The organism is Agromyces sp. NPDC055661, assembly GCF_053618135.1.
The window spans coordinates 2,075,095-2,093,689 of sequence record NZ_JBSHHC010000001.1 but is presented as its reverse complement, the minus strand read 5'-3'; the positions used below and the strand labels follow the sequence as shown (position 1 = coordinate 2,093,689).

The 18,595-nt window shown below is 72.0% G+C and carries 22 protein-coding genes; 14 read left to right on the top strand and 8 right to left on the bottom strand.

The annotated features are described in order from the left end of the window. Positions 1-14: 14 nt before the first annotated feature. Both ACWGO8_RS09665 and purM read right to left on the bottom strand, forming a co-directional pair. The gene (locus ACWGO8_RS09665) at positions 15-773 is read right to left on the bottom strand and encodes an LLM class flavin-dependent oxidoreductase (RefSeq protein WP_452042847.1); all 759 of its coding nucleotides are present in this window, start codon (positions 771-773) and stop codon (positions 15-17) included. Positions 774-777: 4 nt separating this feature from the next. Then, entirely contained in the window at positions 778-1,887 is a 1,110-nt protein-coding gene (gene purM, locus ACWGO8_RS09660; RefSeq protein WP_452042846.1) for a phosphoribosylformylglycinamidine cyclo-ligase, read from the bottom strand. A 48-nt stretch (positions 1,888-1,935) separates the two neighbouring features. On the opposite strand from purM, the gene ACWGO8_RS09655 reads away from it, so the two are divergent. From ACWGO8_RS09655 to purF, 4 genes are all read left to right on the top strand, one after another. After that, positions 1,936-2,547, top strand: coding sequence for a zinc-binding alcohol dehydrogenase (locus tag ACWGO8_RS09655; protein WP_452042845.1), 612 nt, complete (start codon positions 1,936-1,938; stop codon positions 2,545-2,547). Positions 2,548-2,573: 26 nt separating this feature from the next. Further along, positions 2,574-3,008 (top strand): hotdog fold thioesterase, encoded by a 435-nt coding sequence (locus tag ACWGO8_RS09650; protein WP_452042844.1) that lies wholly within the window; start codon positions 2,574-2,576, stop codon positions 3,006-3,008. A 46-nt stretch (positions 3,009-3,054) separates the two neighbouring features. Then, positions 3,055-3,786, top strand: coding sequence for a glutamine amidotransferase (locus ACWGO8_RS09645; RefSeq protein ID WP_452042843.1), 732 nt, complete (start codon positions 3,055-3,057; stop codon positions 3,784-3,786). A 147-nt stretch (positions 3,787-3,933) separates the two neighbouring features. Further along, positions 3,934-5,391, top strand: coding sequence for an amidophosphoribosyltransferase (gene purF, locus ACWGO8_RS09640; RefSeq protein ID WP_452042842.1), 1,458 nt, complete (start codon positions 3,934-3,936; stop codon positions 5,389-5,391). A 45-nt stretch (positions 5,392-5,436) separates the two neighbouring features. Here purF and ACWGO8_RS09635 read toward each other — a convergent pair whose 3' ends face one another. Together ACWGO8_RS09635 and ACWGO8_RS09630 are read right to left on the bottom strand one after the other, a co-directional pair. Next, on the bottom strand, positions 5,437-5,802 hold the full coding sequence (locus tag ACWGO8_RS09635) for a potassium transporter Trk (RefSeq protein ID WP_376953273.1): 366 nt from the start codon (positions 5,800-5,802) through the stop codon (positions 5,437-5,439). Positions 5,803-5,882: 80 nt separating this feature from the next. Next, complete coding sequence (locus ACWGO8_RS09630; protein WP_452042841.1) at positions 5,883-6,287, bottom strand: sterol carrier family protein; 405 nt, start codon at positions 6,285-6,287, stop codon at positions 5,883-5,885. A 101-nt stretch (positions 6,288-6,388) separates the two neighbouring features. Here ACWGO8_RS09630 and purD point away from each other — a divergent pair, with 101 nt between their 5' ends. From purD to ACWGO8_RS09615, 3 genes are all read left to right on the top strand, one after another. Further along, positions 6,389-7,702: a phosphoribosylamine--glycine ligase gene (gene purD / locus ACWGO8_RS09625; protein ID WP_452042840.1), complete on the top strand. Its 1,314-nt coding sequence runs from the start codon at positions 6,389-6,391 to the stop codon at positions 7,700-7,702. A 37-nt stretch (positions 7,703-7,739) separates the two neighbouring features. Then, a complete protein-coding gene (locus ACWGO8_RS09620; RefSeq protein WP_452042839.1) occupies positions 7,740-8,681 on the top strand; it encodes a phosphoribosylaminoimidazolesuccinocarboxamide synthase in 942 nt (313 codons plus the stop codon). 389 nt (positions 8,682-9,070) lie between these two features. Then, positions 9,071-9,928 (top strand): VOC family protein, encoded by an 858-nt coding sequence (locus ACWGO8_RS09615; protein WP_452043544.1) that lies wholly within the window; start codon positions 9,071-9,073, stop codon positions 9,926-9,928. A gap of 30 nt (positions 9,929-9,958) precedes the next feature. On the opposite strand, the gene ACWGO8_RS09610 is transcribed toward ACWGO8_RS09615, so the two are convergent. After that, on the bottom strand, positions 9,959-10,603 hold the full coding sequence (locus ACWGO8_RS09610; RefSeq protein ID WP_452042838.1) for a TetR/AcrR family transcriptional regulator: 645 nt from the start codon (positions 10,601-10,603) through the stop codon (positions 9,959-9,961). A gap of 184 nt (positions 10,604-10,787) precedes the next feature. Between ACWGO8_RS09610 and kynA the strand changes: the two genes are divergently transcribed. From kynA to ACWGO8_RS09595, 3 genes are read left to right on the top strand one after another with little or no spacing between them, the layout of a single operon-like run. Then, positions 10,788-11,666, top strand: a complete 879-nt coding sequence (kynA, locus tag ACWGO8_RS09605; protein WP_452042837.1) for a tryptophan 2,3-dioxygenase — start codon at positions 10,788-10,790, stop codon at positions 11,664-11,666. Between the two features lie 5 nt (positions 11,667-11,671). After that, positions 11,672-12,691: an amidohydrolase family protein gene (locus ACWGO8_RS09600; protein WP_452042836.1), complete on the top strand. Its 1,020-nt coding sequence runs from the start codon at positions 11,672-11,674 to the stop codon at positions 12,689-12,691. A 32-nt stretch (positions 12,692-12,723) separates the two neighbouring features. Then, on the top strand, positions 12,724-13,947 hold the full coding sequence (locus ACWGO8_RS09595) for a kynureninase (protein ID WP_452043543.1): 1,224 nt from the start codon (positions 12,724-12,726) through the stop codon (positions 13,945-13,947). 51 nt (positions 13,948-13,998) lie between these two features. Here the strand turns inward: ACWGO8_RS09595 and ACWGO8_RS09590 are convergent, their stop codons facing one another. Further along, entirely contained in the window at positions 13,999-14,424 is a 426-nt protein-coding gene (locus ACWGO8_RS09590) for a DUF1304 family protein (RefSeq protein ID WP_452042835.1), read from the bottom strand. A 183-nt stretch (positions 14,425-14,607) separates the two neighbouring features. On the opposite strand from ACWGO8_RS09590, the gene ACWGO8_RS09585 reads away from it, so the two are divergent. After that, positions 14,608-15,036, top strand: a complete 429-nt coding sequence (locus ACWGO8_RS09585; protein WP_452042834.1) for a hypothetical protein — start codon at positions 14,608-14,610, stop codon at positions 15,034-15,036. 48 nt (positions 15,037-15,084) lie between these two features. On the opposite strand, the gene ACWGO8_RS09580 is transcribed toward ACWGO8_RS09585, so the two are convergent. After that, positions 15,085-15,549, bottom strand: coding sequence for a DUF2867 domain-containing protein (locus ACWGO8_RS09580; RefSeq protein WP_452042833.1), 465 nt, complete (start codon positions 15,547-15,549; stop codon positions 15,085-15,087). A gap of 49 nt (positions 15,550-15,598) precedes the next feature. Here ACWGO8_RS09580 and ACWGO8_RS09575 point away from each other — a divergent pair, with 49 nt between their 5' ends. From ACWGO8_RS09575 to purQ, 3 genes are read left to right on the top strand one after another with little or no spacing between them, the layout of a single operon-like run. Further along, on the top strand, positions 15,599-16,240 hold the full coding sequence (locus ACWGO8_RS09575) for a TetR/AcrR family transcriptional regulator (RefSeq protein WP_452042832.1): 642 nt from the start codon (positions 15,599-15,601) through the stop codon (positions 16,238-16,240). Between the two features lie 42 nt (positions 16,241-16,282). Beyond that, the gene (gene purS / locus ACWGO8_RS09570) at positions 16,283-16,618 is read left to right on the top strand and encodes a phosphoribosylformylglycinamidine synthase subunit PurS (protein WP_452042831.1); all 336 of its coding nucleotides are present in this window, start codon (positions 16,283-16,285) and stop codon (positions 16,616-16,618) included. An 11-nt stretch (positions 16,619-16,629) separates the two neighbouring features. Further along, on the top strand, positions 16,630-17,328 hold the full coding sequence (gene purQ, locus ACWGO8_RS09565; RefSeq protein WP_452042830.1) for a phosphoribosylformylglycinamidine synthase subunit PurQ: 699 nt from the start codon (positions 16,630-16,632) through the stop codon (positions 17,326-17,328). Positions 17,329-17,407: 79 nt separating this feature from the next. Here the strand turns inward: purQ and ACWGO8_RS09560 are convergent, their stop codons facing one another. Continuing rightward, positions 17,408-18,559, bottom strand: coding sequence for a M14 family zinc carboxypeptidase (locus ACWGO8_RS09560; RefSeq protein ID WP_452042829.1), 1,152 nt, complete (start codon positions 18,557-18,559; stop codon positions 17,408-17,410). Between the last annotated feature and the right edge of the window lie 36 nt (positions 18,560-18,595).

Here is an 18,595-nt window from a genome sequence, read left to right as displayed (position 1 = left end):
CACACGCGGTGTCGTCACGCAGATTCGTCGCGCCAGCGTGCCGTCGTCTCGGCGAACCGCTCGAGCTCGGCGAGCGTGCCGTCGGGCGTGATCGCGCGCAGCACGATCTCGTCGACGACGTCGAACGCCGCGAGCGCGGACGCGTCGTCGATCGTCGCGTCGATCGCGCGGATCCCGGCGCGCTCGAAGTTCGCTGCATACGAGGGCACCGTCTCGTAGCGCCGGGCCTCCGCCTCGAGCGCCGGCCGGGCCGTGTCGTCGGCGATGGTGCGCACGTACAGGATGCTGCGCGCCGCGCGGTCGCCCGCGTCGCGACGCAGCTCCGCGGTCGCCTCGGCCGCAACCGACGGCGTGAGCCAGTTGAGGAGCACGCCGTCGGCCCGCTCGGCGGCGAGCCGCCGCATGCGGGGTGCGAGCGCGCCGACGACGACCGCGGCATCCGTCGCCTGCCGCAGCGCGGCGACGCCGTCGCGCACGAGCCCGAGCGGATGCCGCGCCCCGCCAGAGCCGATGCCGAGGACCGTGCGCTCGGCGGGAAGCCCCGCGAGGTCGAGCGTTGCGACCGGACGGCGGTCGAGCGGGATCACGCCGGTCGCGAGCCCGAGCGCGGTGGTCGCCTCCGCCGCGACGCGGAGCCCCGCGAGCGAGTCGCCGCCGGGGATGTCGTTGATCCACAGCGCGTGGAAGCCCAGCCGCTCGACGAGCGCCGCGAGCGTGCGGACCGTCGCGGCATCCGTGCGCCCGGTGATGCCGATCGAGACCGCCGCACGCATCGGGTCAGTCCGCGTAGGCGCCCACGAGGCGCACGGCGCCGCCGTCGACGCCCTTGGCGCCCTGCTCGAACCCGTCGAGGTCGCGAGCGCCGATCGTGACCGTGCCGGCAGGCCACGCGGGCAGGCCGAGCGCGCCGAGGGCGGCCACGACGTCGGACGCGGCATCCGCCGCCACGACTGCGAAGAAGCCGATGCCGAGGTTCCAGGTGCCCTCGGTCGACTCGAGCGTGGTGCCTGCGAGGCCGTTGAGCACCCGGAAGACGGGGGCGGGCGACCACGTCGACCGGTCGAGCTCGACCCAGGAGCCGCGCGGCAGCACGCGCGCGAGGTTCGCCGCGATGCCGCCGCCCGTCACGTGCGAGAGCGAGTGCACGGATGCCCCGAGCCGCTCGTCCTCGAGGAGCTGCACGAGCGGGGCGGTGTACAGACGCGTGGGCTCGAGCAGCGCCTCGCCCCACGTGGTGCCGAGGTCTGGCGCGGCATCCGTGTAGCTCAGGCCCGCGTTCGCGAGGATGTGCCGCACCAGCGAGAAGCCGTTGGAGTGCAGGCCGCTCGACGCGATCGCGATGACGACGTCGCGGTCGCGAACGCGCTCGGCGCCGAGCAGGCGGTCGGCCTCGACGACGCCCACCGCGGCGCCGGCCACGTCGTAGTCGTCGACGCCCATGAGGCCGGGATGCTCCGCGGTCTCGCCGCCGACGAGCGCGGTGCCGGTCTCGCCGCAGGCGCGCGCGATGCCCGTGACGATCGCCGCGATGCGCTCGGGAACCACCTTGCCGCAGGCGATGTAGTCGGTCATGAAGAGGGGCTTCGCGCCCACGACGACGATGTCGTCGACGACCATCCCGACGAGGTCCTGGCCGATCGTGTCGTGGCGGTCGAGGGCCTGGGCGATCGCGATCTTCGTGCCGACGCCGTCGGTCGACGTGGCGAGCAGCGGCCGCGCGTAGTCCTTGGCGAAGGAGAGGTCGAAGAGGCCGGCGAAGCCGCCGACGCCGCCGAGGACGCCGGGCCCGTGGGTCGCGGCGACGGCCTCCTTCATGAGTTCGACGGCCAGGTCGCCGGCCCGGGTGTCGACACCGGCGGCGGCATAGGAGGAATTCGCGTCGGTCACCCGTCAAGGCTACCCGCCAGCCGGAGGTGCCCGGCGTACAATGCCCCCATGAGCGCGGGGGGCACGCCATCGTGGGTGATTCGCGAGAACGCGTCTCGCTCGGTCCTGCTCGCCCTGTACCTGCGCGAGGTGCTCGGCATCGCCTCGCCCGTCGAGCTCCCCCGGCTGCGTGACGTCGGCCCGGTCGGCGCACGACTCGAGATGGACGAGCACGACCTGCTCGAGCGCCAGTGGCGCGCGTGGTGGGCCATGACGGTCGAGCCCGAGGTGCATCCGTCGCCCGTGCCGCTGGAGCTCGTCGACGCGTACGGCACCGAGGTCGCCCTCCCGGTCTCCGAGGCGGAGATCCTCGCCGCCTCGATCGTGCCGCACGCCGAGGCTGCGCGTGCGTGGGCGGACTGGGCGCACCAGAACTACCGGACGGCGTCGGCGTCGCGCCGCGGCGACTCCTACCGCGCCTACGCCGGCACCATCGCCGAGCACGAGCGCGAGGTGGGCCGCCGGGCGCACTCGTTCGAGCTCAACGTCGAGGTCGTGCCGCTCGCCGCGCAGGGCGTGTGGTGGATCGGCGCCATGACCGTGGCGGTCACCGACACGCTGCGATCGGATGCCTCGGCGTTCGACGACGCGATCCACCCGATCATCGCCGAGCTCGCGTAGCCGGCGCGTCTGCAAGACTCGACCGCATGAGCATCTGGTTCGGCGAGCCCTCACTCGCCTGGGCGACCTCCCGCCGCGAGGGCACCCTCCTCGACACCCTCGGCATCGAGCTGACCGAGCTGACCGAGGACTCGCTGAAGGGCCGGATGCCGGTCGACGGGCGCACGCGCCAGCCGGGCGGGGTGCTGCACGGCGGGGCATCCGTCGCCTTCGCCGAGACGCTCGCGAGCTGGGGCTCGACGTTCACGGTCGACCCCGAGGCGTTCTACTGCGTGGGCATGGAGATCAACGCCAACCACGTGCGGCCGATCGCCGAGGGCTGGGTCCTCGGCGAGGCGCGGCCGATCTCGCGCGGACGAACGACGCAGGTGTGGGACATCCGCATCACCGACGAGCAGGGGCGCCTCGTGTGCGTCTCGCGGTGCACCATGGCGGTGCTCGCGCGGCCGTCGGAGTACTGACCGCCGGGTGCTGACAGCGGCGGGGCCGCGAGAATATCGTGGTCCCGTGAAGCCATTCGTCCTCCTCGCCACGCGCGCGGAGGACCTGCCCGCCGACGCGGAGTACGCGCTCTTCCTGCGCTACTCCGGGCTCGACGAGCGCGACCTCATCCGGGTGCGGCTCGAGGCGGAGCCGATGCCGCACTTCGACCTCGACGCGCTGTCGGGGATATTCGTGGGTGGCGGTCCGTTCAACGCCTCCGACCCGCCCGAGCAGAAGTCGGCGGTGCAGCACCGCGTCGAGGCGGAGTTCGCCGCCCTGCTCGACGACGTGGTGGCCCGGGACTTCCCGTTCCTCGGCGCCTGCTACGGCGTCGGCCCGCTCGGCCTGCACCAGGGTGGGTCGGTCGACCGCACGTTCACCGAGCCGATCGGCGTCGTGCCGGTGACGCTGACCGACGCAGGCGCATCCGACCCGGTGCTGGCCGGGATGCCGCGCCTGTTCAACGCGTTCGTCGGGCACAAGGAGGCCATGAAGGACCTACCGTCCTCGGCGGCGCTGCTCGCCTCGTCGCCGACCTGCCCCGTGCAGATGTTCCGAGTCGGGCGGAACGTCTACGCCACGCAGTTCCACCCCGAGCTCGACCTCGAGGGGATCATCCTGCGCATCCACGCCTACGGCGGCTACGGCTACTTCGCCGACGACGAGGTCGACGCCACCATCGCCAGGTCGAAGCTGGGGCCGGTCGAGCATCCGAGCCGGATGCTGCGCACCTTCGTCGAGCTGCACGCACGGTAGGCATCGCTGTCGGATGCCGCGCGGCGCTGCATGCCGCTGCTCACGTGAGCAGCGGCATCCGTTCAGCCGGCTCACACGCGCGCGTGTGGGAGGATGGAACGTCCAGCTCGGACGCTTCACCCCCACCCCCGAGGAGCCATCGCTCGCATGTGCGGCATCGTCGGCATCGTCTCCACCGAGCCCGTCAACCAGCAGATCTACGACAGCCTCCTCCTGCTGCAGCACCGTGGCCAGGACTCCACCGGCATCGCGACCGCCGACGGCCCCGTCTTCCACATGACGAAGGCGCGCGGGCAGGTGCGCGAGGCGTTCCGCACGCGCGACATGCGCTCGCTGCTCGGCAACATCGGCCTGGGCCACGTGCGCTACACCACGAAGGGCGCCGCCGAGCGCGAGGAGGAGGCGCAGCCGTTCTACGTGAACGCGCCATACGGCATCATCCTCGTGCACAACGGCAACCTCACGAACACGCGCGAGCTCTCGAGCGACCTGTTCTCCATCGACCGCCGGCACGTGAACTCCACGAGCGACACCGAGATGCTGCTGAACGTGCTCGCCACCGAGCTGCAGTCGCAGATCAAGGGCCTCGAGCTCGACCCCGACCAGGTGTTCCGCGCGGTGTCGCAGGTGCACGAGCGCGTCGAGGGCTCGTACGCGGTCATCGCGATGATCGCCGGCCACGGACTGCTCGCGTTCCGCGACCCGTTCGGCATCCGCCCGCTCATCCTCGGCAAGCGCACCACCGAGGCAGGCAGGACCGAGTGGATCGTGGCATCCGAGTCGCTCGTGCTCGAGAACGGCGACTACGAGGTCGTGCGCGACGTCGAGCCCGGCGAGGCGATCTTCATCACCCTCGACGGCGAGATGATCTCGCGGCAGTGCGCCCGCGACCCGCGGCTCGTGCCGTGCTCGTTCGAGTACGTCTACCTCGCCCGTCCCGACTCGGTGATGAACGGCATCTCGGTCTACGAGGCGCGCCTGCGCATGGGCGACCGGCTCGCCGACACCATCGCCACCCACATGGACAAGGGCGACGTCGACGTCGTCATGCCCATCCCCGACTCGTCGCGCCCCGCGGCCATGCAGGTGGCGCAGAAGCTCGGCATCGAGTACCGCGAGGGCTTCTACAAGAACCGCTACGTCGGCCGCACCTTCATCATGCCCGGGCAGGCGCAGCGCAAGCGCTCGGTGCGCCAGAAGCTCAACGCCATGGGCACCGAGTTCAAGGGCAAGAACGTGCTCATCGTCGACGACTCGATCGTGCGCGGCACCACGTCGCAGCAGATCGTCGAGATGGCGCGCGCCGCCGGCGCCAACAAGGTCACCTTCACGTCGGCCGCTCCCCCGGTGCGGTTCCCGCACGTCTACGGCATCAACATGCCGAGCCGTCAGGAGCTCATCGCGCACGGCCGCAAGATCCCCGAGATCGCCGGCGAGCTCGGCGCCGACCACATGATCTACCAGGAGGTCGAGGACCTCCAGGCGGCGATCACGCAGGGCACGTCGATCGACCGGCTCGACCTGTCGTGCTTCACCGGCGACTACGTCACCGGCACCGTCACCGAGGAGTACCTCGAGTGGGTCGAGAAGACCCAGCTCAGCTGAGCGGCGCCGAGATGCGGCTCAGCGCGGCTCGCTGACCGCGGCCCGCTAGTCGTCGATGCGGTGCGTCGACTCGTGCACGACGTCGACGGCCCGCGCGCGCTTGGCCGAGGCGCGGTCGATGATGAGCGCGACCACCGCGCCGAGCGCGGCGCCGATCACGCCGCAGAGCAGCAGCAGGAAGCCGAAGACCTGGCCCTTGTCGAAGCCGGGCTGGAGATCGGGCTGCGCGGGCTCGCCCGAGAACGCGAACGTGAGGATCAGCGCGACGACCGCGCCGACGAGCGCGCCGAGCGTGATGAAGCGGCCGTAGCGCGGCGCGCGGCGCACCGTGACGACGTCGTCCGTCACGTCGGTCTCGAGCGGCTCGCCGCCGTCGCCCTCGGGGCGGGGGAAGTCATCGGTGTTGCTCACTCGTCCATTGTCCCATCCGGCGCGGTGTGCCATCGCCGGGCGCCGTCGGAGGCCGTGCCGCAAACCCTGCCGTCGACCCGTCAGCCCGGGATGACCGGCAGGACGTCCGCGAGGTCGGCCCGCTGCCCTGACGCGTGCACCCGCCCGGCGTCGCGGGCGTCCCGCCACGACAGGTCGCCCGCGGCGAGCGCGATCCAGGTCGCGGCATCCGTCTCGATGACGTTCGGCGGCGTGCCGCGCGTGTGCCTCGGACCCTCGATGCACTGCACCGCGGCGTAGGGCGGCACTCGCACCTCGACCGTACCGCCCGGCGCCTGCTCGGCGAGCAGCTGCAGCGAGTAGCGCACCGCGAGCGCGAGGGTCGTGCGGTCGACGGATGCCACGAGCCCGAGCCGATCGCCGGCCGCGGCGTGCTCCGCCGCGATCGCTCGCACGGTGGCGAACGCCGCGCGTCCGAGCTCGTCGTCGATGCGTGCGCGTGCCATGCCTCCATCCTCCCGCACGCCGGTGACGCCGAGGTGTGCGGGAGGCCGTCACACAGGGTCCCGGCCCGGGCGCGCACACCCCGATCCGGTAGCCTGAACCGGTGAGAATCCTCGTCCTCGGCTCGGGCGCGCGCGAGCACGCCATCATCCTCGCGCTCCTCGACGAGGAGGCCGGACACGAGATCATCGCAGCTCCCGGCAACGCCGGAATCGCGGCATCCGCCACCTCTGCGGCCCGCGGCAGCGTGACCACGATCGCCCTCGACCCGACCGACCCCGTCGTGGTCGCCGACTACGCGATCGACAACGACATCGAGCTCGTCGTCATCGGCCCCGAGGCGCCGCTCGTCGCCGGCGTCGCCGACGCCCTGCGCACCCGCGGCATCGCCGTGTTCGGTCCGGGCAAGGCAGCTGCGGCGCTCGAGGGATCGAAGACGTTCGCCAAGCGCATCATGGAGGCCGCCGGCGTGCCGACCGGCCGGGCCACCCTCGCCGAGACCCTCGCCGAGGTCGAGGCGACGCTCGACGAGTTCGGCGACCCCTACGTCGTGAAGGCCGACGGCCTCGCCGCCGGCAAGGGCGTGCTCGTGACGACCGATCGCGACGCCGCGCTCGCGCACGCCACCCACTACCTGCAGCAGGGCCCCGTGCTCGTCGAGGAGTTCCTCGACGGCCAGGAGGTCTCGCTCTTCCTGCTCTCCGACGGCACCAACGTGCTGCCGCTCTCGCCCGCCCAGGACTACAAGCGCCTGCACGACGGAGACTCCGGCCCGAACACCGGCGGCATGGGCGCGTACTCGCCGCTGCCCTGGCTCGCCGACGACTTCGGCAGCGAGCAGGCCTTCGTCGACGAGGTCATCGAGACCATCGCCCTGCCGACCGTGCGGCAGCTCGCCGAGGAGCAGACCCCGTTCATCGGGCTGCTCTACGCCGGCCTCATCCTCACGCCGAAGGGCATCCGCGTCATCGAGTTCAACGCCCGGTTCGGCGACCCCGAGACGCAGGCCGTCCTGCCGCGCCTCGCGACGCCGCTGTCGGGCCTCCTGTTCGCCGCCGCCACGGCCGGGTTGGGTGCGCTGCCGCGTCCCGAGTTCCGGGCGGATGCCGCGGTGACGGTCGTGCTCGCGAGCGAGGGGTATCCCGAGGCCCCCGTGACCGGTCGCGCGATCGAGGGGCTCGACGACGCGGCATCCGTGCCCGGCGTTCACGTGGCGCACGCCGCAACGGCCATCGGCGCCGCCGCGACCGAAGGCGGCGAGCCCCCGCTCATCGCCACCGGCGGCCGCGTGCTCAACGTCGTCGCGGTGGGCTCGGACTTCGCCGAGGCCCGCAGCCGCGCCTACGACGCGCTCGGCCGCCTGCGCCTCGAGGGCGGCCAGTACCGCACCGACATCGCCGCGCGCGTCGCGGAGTGACCGCCGCGCATCGTCGCGGAGTGAGGAGCACGGACACATGAGCGGAACGGCTGACCTGCCCGGCTGGACCCACGTCTACTCGGGCAAGGTGCGCGACCTGTACGTGCCGAGCTCGGCGCTCGTAGACGACGACACCTGGACGGGCGACCCGCTCCAGCTCTCGCGCATCGTGCTCGTGGTCGCGAGCGATCGCGTGAGCGCATACGACCGCGCGCTCGAGCCCGCGATCCCCGGCAAGGGCGCGATACTCACGGCCCTCACGCGCTGGTGGTTCGACCAGCTGCCCGACGTGCCCAACCACCTCGCCTACGCCGAGGACGACCGCCTGCACCTGCCGGCCATCCCCGCCGAGGTCGCCGACCGCGCCACCCTGGCCCGCACGCTCGACATGTTCCCCATCGAGTGCGTCGTGCGCGGCTACCTCACGGGCGGCGGTTGGAAGGAGTACCAGGCCACCGGCGCCATCGGCGGCGTGCCGCTGCCCCAGGGCCTGCAGAACGGCGACCGGTTCCCCGAGCCGATCTACACGCCCGCGTGGAAGGCGCCGATGGGGGAGCACGACGAGAACATCACCTACGAGCGCACCGTCGAGCTCGTCGGCGAGACGGTCGCCGAGCAGCTCCGCGCGATCTCGCTCGAGACGTTCGCGCACGCGTCGGTCATCGCCGAGCGTCGCGGCCTCATCCTCGCCGACACGAAGTTCGAGTTCGGCGCCGACCGCGACACGGGCATCGTGACGCTCGCCGACGAGGTGCTCACGAGCGACTCGAGCCGCTACTGGGATGCCGACGCGTACCGCACGGGCACGACGCCCGAGTCGCGCATGGCGAGCTTCGACAAGCAGATCGTGCGCGACTGGCTCGCCGCGAACTGGGACCAGGCGGCGTTCGAGGCCCCGCCGACGCTGCCGCACGAGATCGTCGAGCAGACCGCCGAGCGCTACCGGGCGCTGCTCGACCGACTGACGCTGGGGATCTGACGCGTCGGAGACCCACTCGGGGTCTCCTGCAACGACGTGCGCTGCTGCCCGATTCGGTGTTTCGGGGCGACACGCCGCGAGAGCCTGAGGATCACGGGCGTGTCGGCGCGAGACACCGAAGGCGGTGACGAGCGCGGCTCGTCCTCGACCTCGCGCGACGGCGAAACCAGGGCTACGACGCGATCGCCTTCGCGATCCGGTCGCCGCCCTCGCCGATCGCCCGAGTCGCCCCCGGGAACTCGATGACCCCAACCTAAGGACCGCCGAACGCGTCCTCAAGGCCCAGATCGCGGCCGCACGGAATACGTTCCGCGAACGTCGGGTTATCATTAGTTGTGACTACAACCAATGACCTCCCGTCGGGCGGGCTCCTCGCCGCCGACACCGGCATGGGCGCGGTGACGCTGCGGGTCGCCGACCTCGACGCCATGATCCGCTACTACCGCGACGGCGTCACCCTGCAGCTGCTGAGCCACGACGGCCCCGTCGCCGTGCTCGGACGCGGCGCCACGCCGATCGTGATCCTCGAGCACGCCCCCGAGCTGAAGCACGCGTCGCCGCGCAGCGCCGGGCTCTTCCACACCGCGATCCTGTTCGACTCGCGCGAGGCGCTCGCGACCGCGATCTACGCCGTCGCGTCGAAGTACCCGGGCACCTTCACCGGCAGCGCCGACCACCTCGTGAGCGAGGCGTTCTACTTCACCGATCCCGAGGGCAACGGCGTCGAGCTCTACTTCGACCGCGACCGCTCCACCTGGAGCTGGACGCACGGCCGGATCGAGATGGCCACGATCTTCCTCGACCCGAACACGTACCTGCGCGAGCACCTCGGCCAGGCCGGGGCGGATGCCGCGGCATCCGGACTCGGGCTCGGCGACGCCGTGGTGGGCCACGTGCACCTCTCCGTCGGCGACATCGACAGTGCGCGGGAGTTCTACGTGCACCGCCTCGGCTTCGAGACGACCGCCGACGGCTGGCCCGGCGCGCTGTTCGTCTCGGCGGGGGGCTACCACCACCACATGGCGATGAACACGTGGAACAGCGCGGGCGCCGGCCGACGCGGCCTCGCGCTCGGCCTCGGCAAGGTCGAGATCGTCGTGCCGACGGCCGACGACCTCGGCGAGCTCGGCGAGCGGATGTCGCACTACGACGTCGCGACGCGCGACGACGGCCGCACGCTCGCGTTCGACGACCCGTGGGAGAACCTCGTCGAGGTACGCGCCGAGCGCCGCCCGGTCATCGAGTAGCGCCGCCGAATACGACGCGTATCGAGACGCTTACGCCGACTTCGGCCCCTTCGCGTGCGACATGTCGTGGAAGGCGTCGAACGACTGCCCGGCGCCGGGCAGCGGCGTGAGGTCGGGTCGGGCGCGCAGGCCGTCGAGCACGACCGTGAGCTGGCGCCGCCAGTACGGCAGGTAGGCGCCGCCGTACTGCCCGATCGAGCCGAGCATGTCGACGAGCACGCCGAGGTCCACGGCCGTGACGTCGTCGCGCAGCGCTCCCTCGGCCTTCGCCCGCGCCACGATGCCGTCCATCGTGTCGGCGAACTCGGCGCCGGGCTTGTAGTCGGGATCGAGCTCGGCGACCCGCCGCATCACCGCGGGCAGGTACGGCGACTCGGCGACCCAGGCCCCCAGCCGCTCGAGCCAGAGCTCGATCGCGCGCCATCCCGTCTCGGCGCCGATGATCTCGGGCGCGAAGTCGTGCAGGTCGCCGACGGCGGTGTCGTAGAGCTCGCGGATGAGCGCGTCGCGCGTCGGGAAGTGGCGGTACACCGTGCCCGCGCCGACGCCCGCCCGGGTGGCGAGCTCGTCCAACGGGGCGTCGATGCCGCGCTCCCCGAAGAGCACCCTCGCCTCGGCGAGGAGCCGCTCGTGGTTGCGTCGTGCATCGCGACGTGGCGACGCAGTGGGGTTCACGAGTTCACTGTACGCCCGGTTGTCCGGTATCATTCGGAGAGTCGCCTCCGCTTCGATCGGAGCGGTGGCGGACGGCCCTCTTGGGGGAGAGGGAGGCGGCGCGGCGGGCAGCAGGCCGGTCTGACCGGGTGGGGGCGCCCGCCGCGCCCGATCCGCACGAAGCGTCGCGGGCTAGGCTGATGGCGTGCCCGAACCCCTCGAAGACGAGCAGCCCGTCGCGGCCAACACGCGCCGCATCGAGGCATCCGTCGTCACCGATTTCAGCGACCGCATGAGCTACGGCGGCTACCTCGACCTGTCGACCCTCCTCGCCGCGCAACGGCCGATCTCGCAGCCCGAGCACCACGACGAGCTGCTGTTCATCATCCAGCACCAGACCACGGAGCTGTGGCTGAAGCTGGTGCTGCACGAGCTCGAGACGGCGTGCGAGCTGCTGCGCGTCGACGAGCTCGCACCGGCGCTGAAGTGCATCGCGCGCGTCAAGCACATCCAGAAGACGCTCACCGAGCAGTGGTCGGTGCTCGCGACCCTCACGCCCACCGAGTACGGGCAGTTCCGCGGCGTGCTCGGCAATGCGAGCGGCTTCCAGTCCTACCAGTACCGCGCCGTCGAGTTCGTGCTCGGCAACAAGAACGCGAAGATGATGCAGGTCTTCGAGTCGGATGCCGCGGCGACCGCGATCCTCCGCCGCGCCCTCGAATCGCCCAGCCTCTACGACGAGTTCCTGCGACTGCTCGCCCGGGCGGGCTACCCGATCCCCGCCGACGTGCTCGAGCGCGACGTCACCCTCGCGTGGACGTTCCACCCCGACCTCGTGCCCGTGTTCGCGCAGATCTACGCGAGCCCCGACGAGCACTGGGCGGCGTACGAGACGTGCGAGGAGCTCGTCGACCTCGAAGACAACTTCCAGCTCTGGCGCTTCCGCCACCTGAAGACCGTCGAGCGCATCATCGGCTCGAAGACCGGCACGGGCGGGTCGAGCGGCGCCCCGTTCCTCAGGCGCGCGCTCGAGCTCACCTTCTTCCCCGAGCTCTACGCCGTGCGCACCGAGATCCCGGGCTGAGCAAGATGACCGACGCCCCCGCGGATCCGTTCGTCGCCCCCGTCGTCGCGCTCGACCTCGGCCCGCTGGCCGTGCCCGTGCGCCGTTCGCTCAACGGCGACCACGCCGGTGAGACGGGCACCATGCTGCCGCCGCTCGTGGATCACCACGTGCACCTCATGCTCGTCGGCGCCGACGCGCTCGCCGACACCGCGATCGCCGGCATCCTCGACCTGGGCGCGCCGCTCGATCTCGTGGCGGCCCGCCGCCACCGCGACGGACTGCCGCGCGCCGACTTCGCCGGCACGTTCCTGACGGCGCCCGGCGGCTACCCGATCGGTCGTCCGTGGGCGGCGCCCGGCTGCGCACACGAGGTCGAGGCCGACCGCGGCGATGGACGATCGGCGCTGCCGAGTGCCGCCGAGACGGCGGTCAACGAACAGCAGGCGTTCGGGGCATCCGTGATCAAGGTCGCGCTCAACGCCGACGTCGGGCCCGTGTTCGACCCGACGACGCTCGCCGCGATCGTGCGGGCCGCGCATGACCGGGGCCTGCCCGTGGTCGCGCACGTCGAGGGCGACGGGATGACGCGGCTGGCCGTGGAGGCGGGGGTCGACGCGCTCGCCCACACGCCGTTCACCGAGCACGTCGACGACGCCCTCGTCGAGCGCGCCGTCGCGATCGGCCAGCGCTGGATCTCGACGCTCTTCGTCACCGGCTACGGCACCGTCACGCCCGACTCCGAGCGCGCCGCCGACAACCTGCGGCGGTTCCTCGACGCGGGCGGCCGCGTGCTCTACGGCACCGACCTCGGCAACGGCGACCAGCCGCTGGGCGTGAACGCCGACGAGCTCGCACTCATGGCCGGCGCGGGCCTCGACGCCCCCGCGCTGCTCGCCGCGATCACCGATCCGTGGCCTCGCCCGGCCCGCGCCGAGGGCATCGCGACCTTCGTGCCCGGCCCCGTACCCGACACCCTCGACGACGTGCCCGCGTGGCTCGCGACCGCGTGCCTCGTGCCCACGGAAGACCTGGAGGCCCTGTGACCCTCGATCCGCACCTCGCGTACGCCCGGCGCATGGACCGCGCCGACGGCCTCGCGCACTACCGCAAGCGCTTCGTGGGCGCCGAGGGCGACCTCGTCTACTTCGACGGCAACTCGCTCGGGCGGCCCCCGATCGCGGCGATCGACCGGATGGACCGGTTCCTGCGGGAGGACTGGGGCGGGCGGCTCATCCGCGGGTGGGACGAGGCGTGGATGCAGCTCCCGTTCGAGATCGGCGACCGCATCGGCCGCGCCGTGATCGAGGCGAAGGCCGGGCAGACCGTCATCGGCGACTCCACGACGGTGCTGCTCTACAAGCTCGCGCGCGCGGCCGTCGACGCGCAGCTCGCACGCGACCCCGGCCGACGCGAGATCGTCGTCGACAGCGACAACTTCCCCACCGACCGCTACGTGCTCGACGGCATCGCGCGCGAGCGCGGCCTGCGCCTGCGCTGGATCGAGGTCGACACGTCGTCGGGCGTGACGCCCGAGCACCTCGCCGAGGTCGTCGGCCCTGACACGGCGCTCGTCGTGCTCTCGCACGTCGCCTACCGGTCGGCCTACCTCGCCGACGCCGAGGAGCTCACGCGGATCGCGCACGACGCGGGCGCCCTCGTCCTGTGGGACCTCTGCCACTCGGCCGGGTCGGTACCGGTGCGGGCCGACCACTGGGGCTTCGACCTCGCCGTCGGCTGCACGTACAAGTACCTCAACGGCGGTCCGGGCTCCCCCGCGTTCGCCTACGTGCGCGACGACCTGCAGGACGTGCTCGCCCAGCCCATCCAGGGGTGGATGGGCACCGCCGACGTGTTCGCGATGGGTCCCGAGTACCGGCCGGCCCGCGGCATCCGTCGCTTCATCAGCGGCACGCCGCCTATCGTGGGCATGCTCGCGATGGAGGAGACGCTCGCCATGATCGAGGAGGCGGGCATCGCCGCGATCCGGGCGAAGTCGGTCGCGCTCACGTCGTACGCGATCACGGTCGCCGACGAGTGGCTCGCTCCGCTCGGCGTCACGCTCGCCTCGCCGACCGAGTCCGAGGAGCGCGGCGGGCACGTGACACTCGAGCATCCGGCGATGCGCGAGGTCACCGCGCGGCTCTGGCAGCAGGACGTGATCCCCGACTACCGCGACCCCGGCGGCCTGCGCCTCGGCCTCTCGCCGCTGTCGACGAGCTTCGAGGAGGTGCACCGCGGGCTCGCGGCCACGCGAGACCAGCTGAAGAGCGTGCTCCTCGAGCGGGCCGGGTTGGCGTAGGGCCGGCGTAGCGGGCGGCCCGACGCAGGGCGGGCGCAGGGGGCGGATGCCTCAGGCCGCCGTCATGGCGTCCGACGGCGTGCGTGCGGTCGCGCGGCGGTCGCCGAGGACGATCGCGAGGATCACTGCGAGTGCGAGGCCGAACTCGAACACCGCCGAGAGCCAGAGCTCGGGTGCGGTGACCACCAGCGAGATGCCGAGTACGACGTGCATGCCGGAGATCGTGAGGATGATCGCGCGGCCCGCGGCGACCTGCGCCCGGTGCACGAGCACGAGGCCGACCACGACGGCCAGGCCCATGAGCATGTTGTAGACGCCCACGTTGCGGGTCCAGAGCGCGACGGCGTCGTACTCGTCGGGATCGATGAGGAAGATCGGGTACAGCTCGGGGCTGCGGAAGAAGAACGATTCGAGCATGCCGACGGCGATGAGCGTCAGCGCCTCGAGGGCGGCGAGCACCTGTGCGACGGGATTCATGCGCGCATCCTCGTCGGCGCCCGCGGCAGCCGCATCGGGGCCCGCCACACCATGAGGGCGCGGATACCCCGACCCCGACCTAGCAGCCCCGTCGGCGCGTTGGCAAGCCCTGCGGCCGCTTCGGGCAGCTCTCGACCAGCGCGCGTACCATGACCGGATCGCAACGACGAGGAGGGTGGAACCATGTCCGACACGGACCGCAAGATCGCCGACGCGACCCAGGCTGCACGCGAGGCCGCGAACAAGGTGACGGATGCCGTCGGCGATGCCGGCGACGAGCTGCTCGACGACGCGGGTGACGCCGTGCGCGACGGGAGCGACGCCGTCCGCGGCGCCGCCGACGACCTCGCCGACGGGGCGGCGGACGCCAAGGACCACGTGGCCGAGGTCGTCGGCGACGTGATCGACGACGTGAAGGCCGCGGCATCCGATGCCGCCGAGGCCGTCACCGCCCAGGCCAAGGAGGCCTACGCGAACGCGAAGACCGCCGCCGACGACGGCGTCACCTACGTGCAGGCGCGCTACCGCGAGAACCCGGTGGCCGTGATCGCCGTGGGCGCCGCGATCGTCGCGGGCGTCGTGCTCGTGCTGCGGGGCATCTTCAAGCGCTGAGCCGAGTGTCGCCGGCCCGGTCGAGCGCGTGGCGCCGACCGGGCCGACTCACGCGGTGACCCCCGACAGCCGGCGCCGCGAACGCGCGATCATCGCCTGCACGAGGTGCGGGTGCACGACCCGCACCGGCAGGAACCACGCCTGGCCGAGCCGGCCCTTGAGCCGCACGGCCGTGACCACGCGCACGATGCCGTGCCGTTCGTCGACGCCCACGCCGACCCGCACGTCGAGCAGCCGCTGGTCGACGGCGATCAGGACCTCGTCGCCCGAGACGCAGCGCACGGCGAAGCGGTCGCGCGGCGCCCTCGGCACGCCCACGAGCGGGCCGAGCAGCTGGCGCAGGCGCACGAGCAGGACGAGCCACGTCGGCAGCGAGCGCAGCGAGAACAGGCTGCGCGCCCACGCCGCCGGGTCGGCCGTCGCGTGCGCGGGCAGCACGCCGACCGCGACGTCGGCGTAGTCGGGATCGGCGATCTCGTCGAACGCCATCGACCAGAAGACGGGAGTGGACATCGTTCCTCCATACGGGGGCGTATGGCAGACTATACGGTACCGTACAGTCATGGCAAGCTTCTCCGCCGACGACTGGGTGGACGCGGCGTACCGTCGCTTCAACGACGGCGGCCTGGCCGCAGTGCGGGTCGAGGCCGTGGCGCGCGACCTCGGCGCCACCAAGGGCTCGTTCTACTGGCACTTCGCCGATCGAGCCGCTCTCGTGAACGCGGTCATGGGGCGGTGGGAGCGCAGCGAGACGGATTTCGTCATCGACCTCGTTGAACGCGCGGGCACGCCCGAGGAGCGGCTCGCCGCCCTCTACGACGTCATCGTCGACCGCATGGGCGAACGCGGCGGCGAGCGCACGCTCTACCTCGACGCGGCGGCCGAGTCGGTAGACGCCGTCGTCGCCCGCGTCACCGAGCGGCGCGTCGCCTACGTCGCCGCACTGCTGCACGACGCCGGCGTCGACGACGACGAGGCGCGCCGTCGCGGCGCCGCCGTCGTCGCGGCGGTCATCGGCTTCCAGCAGCTCGCCGCCGGCGGATGGAGGGCGGGCCCGGCGGTCGACACGCACGAGCTCACCGCCACGATCCTCGGCATGAGCCTCAGCGGCGCCCACGGCCGGCATGCAGCACGCCATGCGGATGAGGCCGAGCCCGAGGGTGCCGGCGTGCAGCCGGACGGCACGTCGCCCGACGCCCGATAGAATCGAGGCATCCACACCCTCGACACCGGACGGAGAACCGCGGTGCCCACCATCGTCGTCGACGTGATGCCCAAGGCCGAGCTGCTCGATCCCCAGGGGAAGGCCGTCGCCGGCGCCCTCGCCCGCACGGGCCGCACCGGATTCACCGGCGTGCGCATCGGCAAGCGCTTCGAATTGACCGTCGACGGGCCCGTCGACGACGCGCTCAAGGCGCAGGTCCAGCACATCGCCGAGGAGATCCTCTCGAACTCGGTCATCGAGGACGTCGTCGGCATCCACTACGAGCAGTCGAACGCCGAGCTCGCCGAGGAGGCCGCGCACGCGGCATCCGAGCATGCCGACACCGGCTACGTCGCGCCCGCGGGCGAGACCCACTGAGGCCGGCCCCCATGCGCATCGGCGTCATCACCTTCCCCGGCTCGCTCGACGACCGCGACGCCCAGCGCGCCGTGCGGCTCGCCGGCGCAGAGCCCGTGGCCCTCTGGCACGGCTCGCACGACCTCGAGGGCGTCGACGCGCTGATCCTGCCCGGCGGCTTCAGCTACGGCGACTACCTCCGCTGCGGCGCCATCGCCTCGCTCAGCCCGATCATGACCGAGGTCGTGGATGCCGCGAACAGGGGCCTGCCCGTGCTCGGCATCTGCAACGGCTTCCAGATGCTCACCGAGGCGCACCTGCTCGAGGGCGGCCTCATCCGCAACGACCACGGTTCGTTCATCTGCCGCGACCAGGTGCTGCGCGTCGAGAACGCATCGACCGACTGGACGAGCGGCTTCGAGGCCGGCCAGGAGATCACGATCCCGCTGAAGAACGGCGAGGGCGGCTTCATCGCCGACGCCGAGACGCTCGACCGCCTCGAGGGCGAGGGCCGAGTGGTGTTCCGCTACGTCGACGTGAACCCCAACGGCTCGCTGCGCGACATCGCCGGCATCACGAACGCCCGCGGCAACGTGGTCGGCCTCATGCCGCACCCCGAGCACGCGGTGGAGCCGGGCTTCGGTCCCGACACCCCCGCCGCGATGCGGTCCGGCGTCGACGGACTCGGGTTCTTCACCTCGGTCGTGCAGCGCGCGCTCGTCGAGGCGTAACTCCGCGAACGCGTCGAACGGCGGCAGGTCCTCGTGTGGACCTGCCGCCGTTCGCGTGCAGCGCGTCAGGCTCCGCGCGTCAGAACGAGGCCGGGATGATGCCGTCGTCGGTCTGGTAGCCGGTCACCGGAGCGTGCGGGATCTCCTCCCAGCGCGCGGGGTCCTCCTGCTGGACCTCGCCGGTCGCCATGCCGGTCAGCAGCTCGCGCAGGGCGAGGACGTTCTGCTTGATCGACTTGCCGCGCGCCTTCTGGCCGAGGCTGCCGTCGGACGTGTTGCCGCTCGTCTCGAAGAAGATCGCCGGGTTGCTGTGGCCCTCGGGGTTGAGCCCGTTGTGGTCGAGACCGAGCATCATCGCCGAGACGACGCCGCCCCTGATGTCGATCTCGAGGCTGCCGCCGACCTGGTAGCGGTCCATGTTGACGTACCCGGCCTTGGCGAGCTCGTCGTAGACGTGCACGTGCATCTGGCGGGTGAGCACGTCGTACGCGCCGCCCTGGACGCCCGGGAGGGTCGGTCCGCCCGGAGCCAGCGAGATGCCGAGCGACAGCGTGACGTCGTCGCCCGTGCCGTACTCGCGCTTGAGGCCCTGGTGGTGGATGTCGACCGCGAACGCCGGGTCGACCATGGTCCAGTACTCGTAGAACGCCTCGGACTCGACCGCCTCGAACTTGCCGACGCCCCAGTCGCGGTTGAGGTCGATCCGCTTCTGCGAGCCGTCCTGCAGGATCGTGTGCCGGATGTTGAGCTCGGACCCGTCGGGGTTGTACATCGGGATGACGTGGAACGTGTACGTGTCGCGGAGCAGTTGCCAGTCGGGCGACCCGTTCGTGCCGAGGTCCTTCAGCACCGCGAGCAGCGACTCGGCGCCGTAGGGCTCGTTGCCGTGGATGCGGCCCTGGAGCCAGACGGCCTCGGGGCCGTCGCCGACGGTGGCGACGTAGAGGTCGCGGCCCTGCTCCGACGTCGACACCGCGGTGCCCGCCTCAGCGAGCGTGAACACGTCGAGGCCGAACCGCGAGGTGCGCTCGAGCTTGTCGAGCTGGGCGACCACGTCGGCGTAGGTGAGGATGCTGGCGGTGCTGGTGGTGCCCTCGGTCGAGGGGAAGTTCGCGTCGGCCACCGCGGGTGCCGTCGCGGCGAACGGCGCCGCGATGGCGAAGGCGGCACCGGCCGCGAGTGCGGCAGCGGTGCGACGGCGGCGGTTCGGTGATCTCGTGCTGATGGTCATCGGTGACTCCCCTTCCGTACGGCATGCCGCGATCGC

Coding starts and splice junctions, on each gene's coding strand:
- ACWGO8_RS09630 (WP_452042841.1), bottom strand. CDS start 6,287: ATGGCACGCGCACGCATCGACGACGAGCTCGGACGCGCGGCGTTCGCC.
- ACWGO8_RS09585 (WP_452042834.1), top strand. CDS start 14,608: ATGTCCGACACGGACCGCAAGATCGCCGACGCGACCCAGGCTGCACGC.
- ACWGO8_RS09615 (WP_452043544.1), top strand. CDS start 9,071: ATGGGCGCGGTGACGCTGCGGGTCGCCGACCTCGACGCCATGATCCGC.
- ACWGO8_RS09590 (WP_452042835.1), bottom strand. CDS start 14,424: ATGAATCCCGTCGCACAGGTGCTCGCCGCCCTCGAGGCGCTGACGCTC.
- purF (WP_452042842.1), top strand. CDS start 3,934: ATGTGCGGCATCGTCGGCATCGTCTCCACCGAGCCCGTCAACCAGCAG.
- ACWGO8_RS09580 (WP_452042833.1), bottom strand. CDS start 15,549: ATGTCCACTCCCGTCTTCTGGTCGATGGCGTTCGACGAGATCGCCGAT.
- ACWGO8_RS09560 (WP_452042829.1), bottom strand. CDS start 18,559: ATGACCATCAGCACGAGATCACCGAACCGCCGCCGTCGCACCGCTGCC.
- ACWGO8_RS09665 (WP_452042847.1), bottom strand. CDS start 773: ATGCGTGCGGCGGTCTCGATCGGCATCACCGGGCGCACGGATGCCGCG.
- purQ (WP_452042830.1), top strand. CDS start 16,630: ATGCGCATCGGCGTCATCACCTTCCCCGGCTCGCTCGACGACCGCGAC.
- ACWGO8_RS09595 (WP_452043543.1), top strand. CDS start 12,724: ATGGACCGCGCCGACGGCCTCGCGCACTACCGCAAGCGCTTCGTGGGC.
- ACWGO8_RS09655 (WP_452042845.1), top strand. CDS start 1,936: ATGAGCGCGGGGGGCACGCCATCGTGGGTGATTCGCGAGAACGCGTCT.
- ACWGO8_RS09620 (WP_452042839.1), top strand. CDS start 7,740: ATGAGCGGAACGGCTGACCTGCCCGGCTGGACCCACGTCTACTCGGGC.
- ACWGO8_RS09575 (WP_452042832.1), top strand. CDS start 15,599: ATGGCAAGCTTCTCCGCCGACGACTGGGTGGACGCGGCGTACCGTCGC.
- ACWGO8_RS09650 (WP_452042844.1), top strand. CDS start 2,574: ATGAGCATCTGGTTCGGCGAGCCCTCACTCGCCTGGGCGACCTCCCGC.
- ACWGO8_RS09600 (WP_452042836.1), top strand. CDS start 11,672: ATGACCGACGCCCCCGCGGATCCGTTCGTCGCCCCCGTCGTCGCGCTC.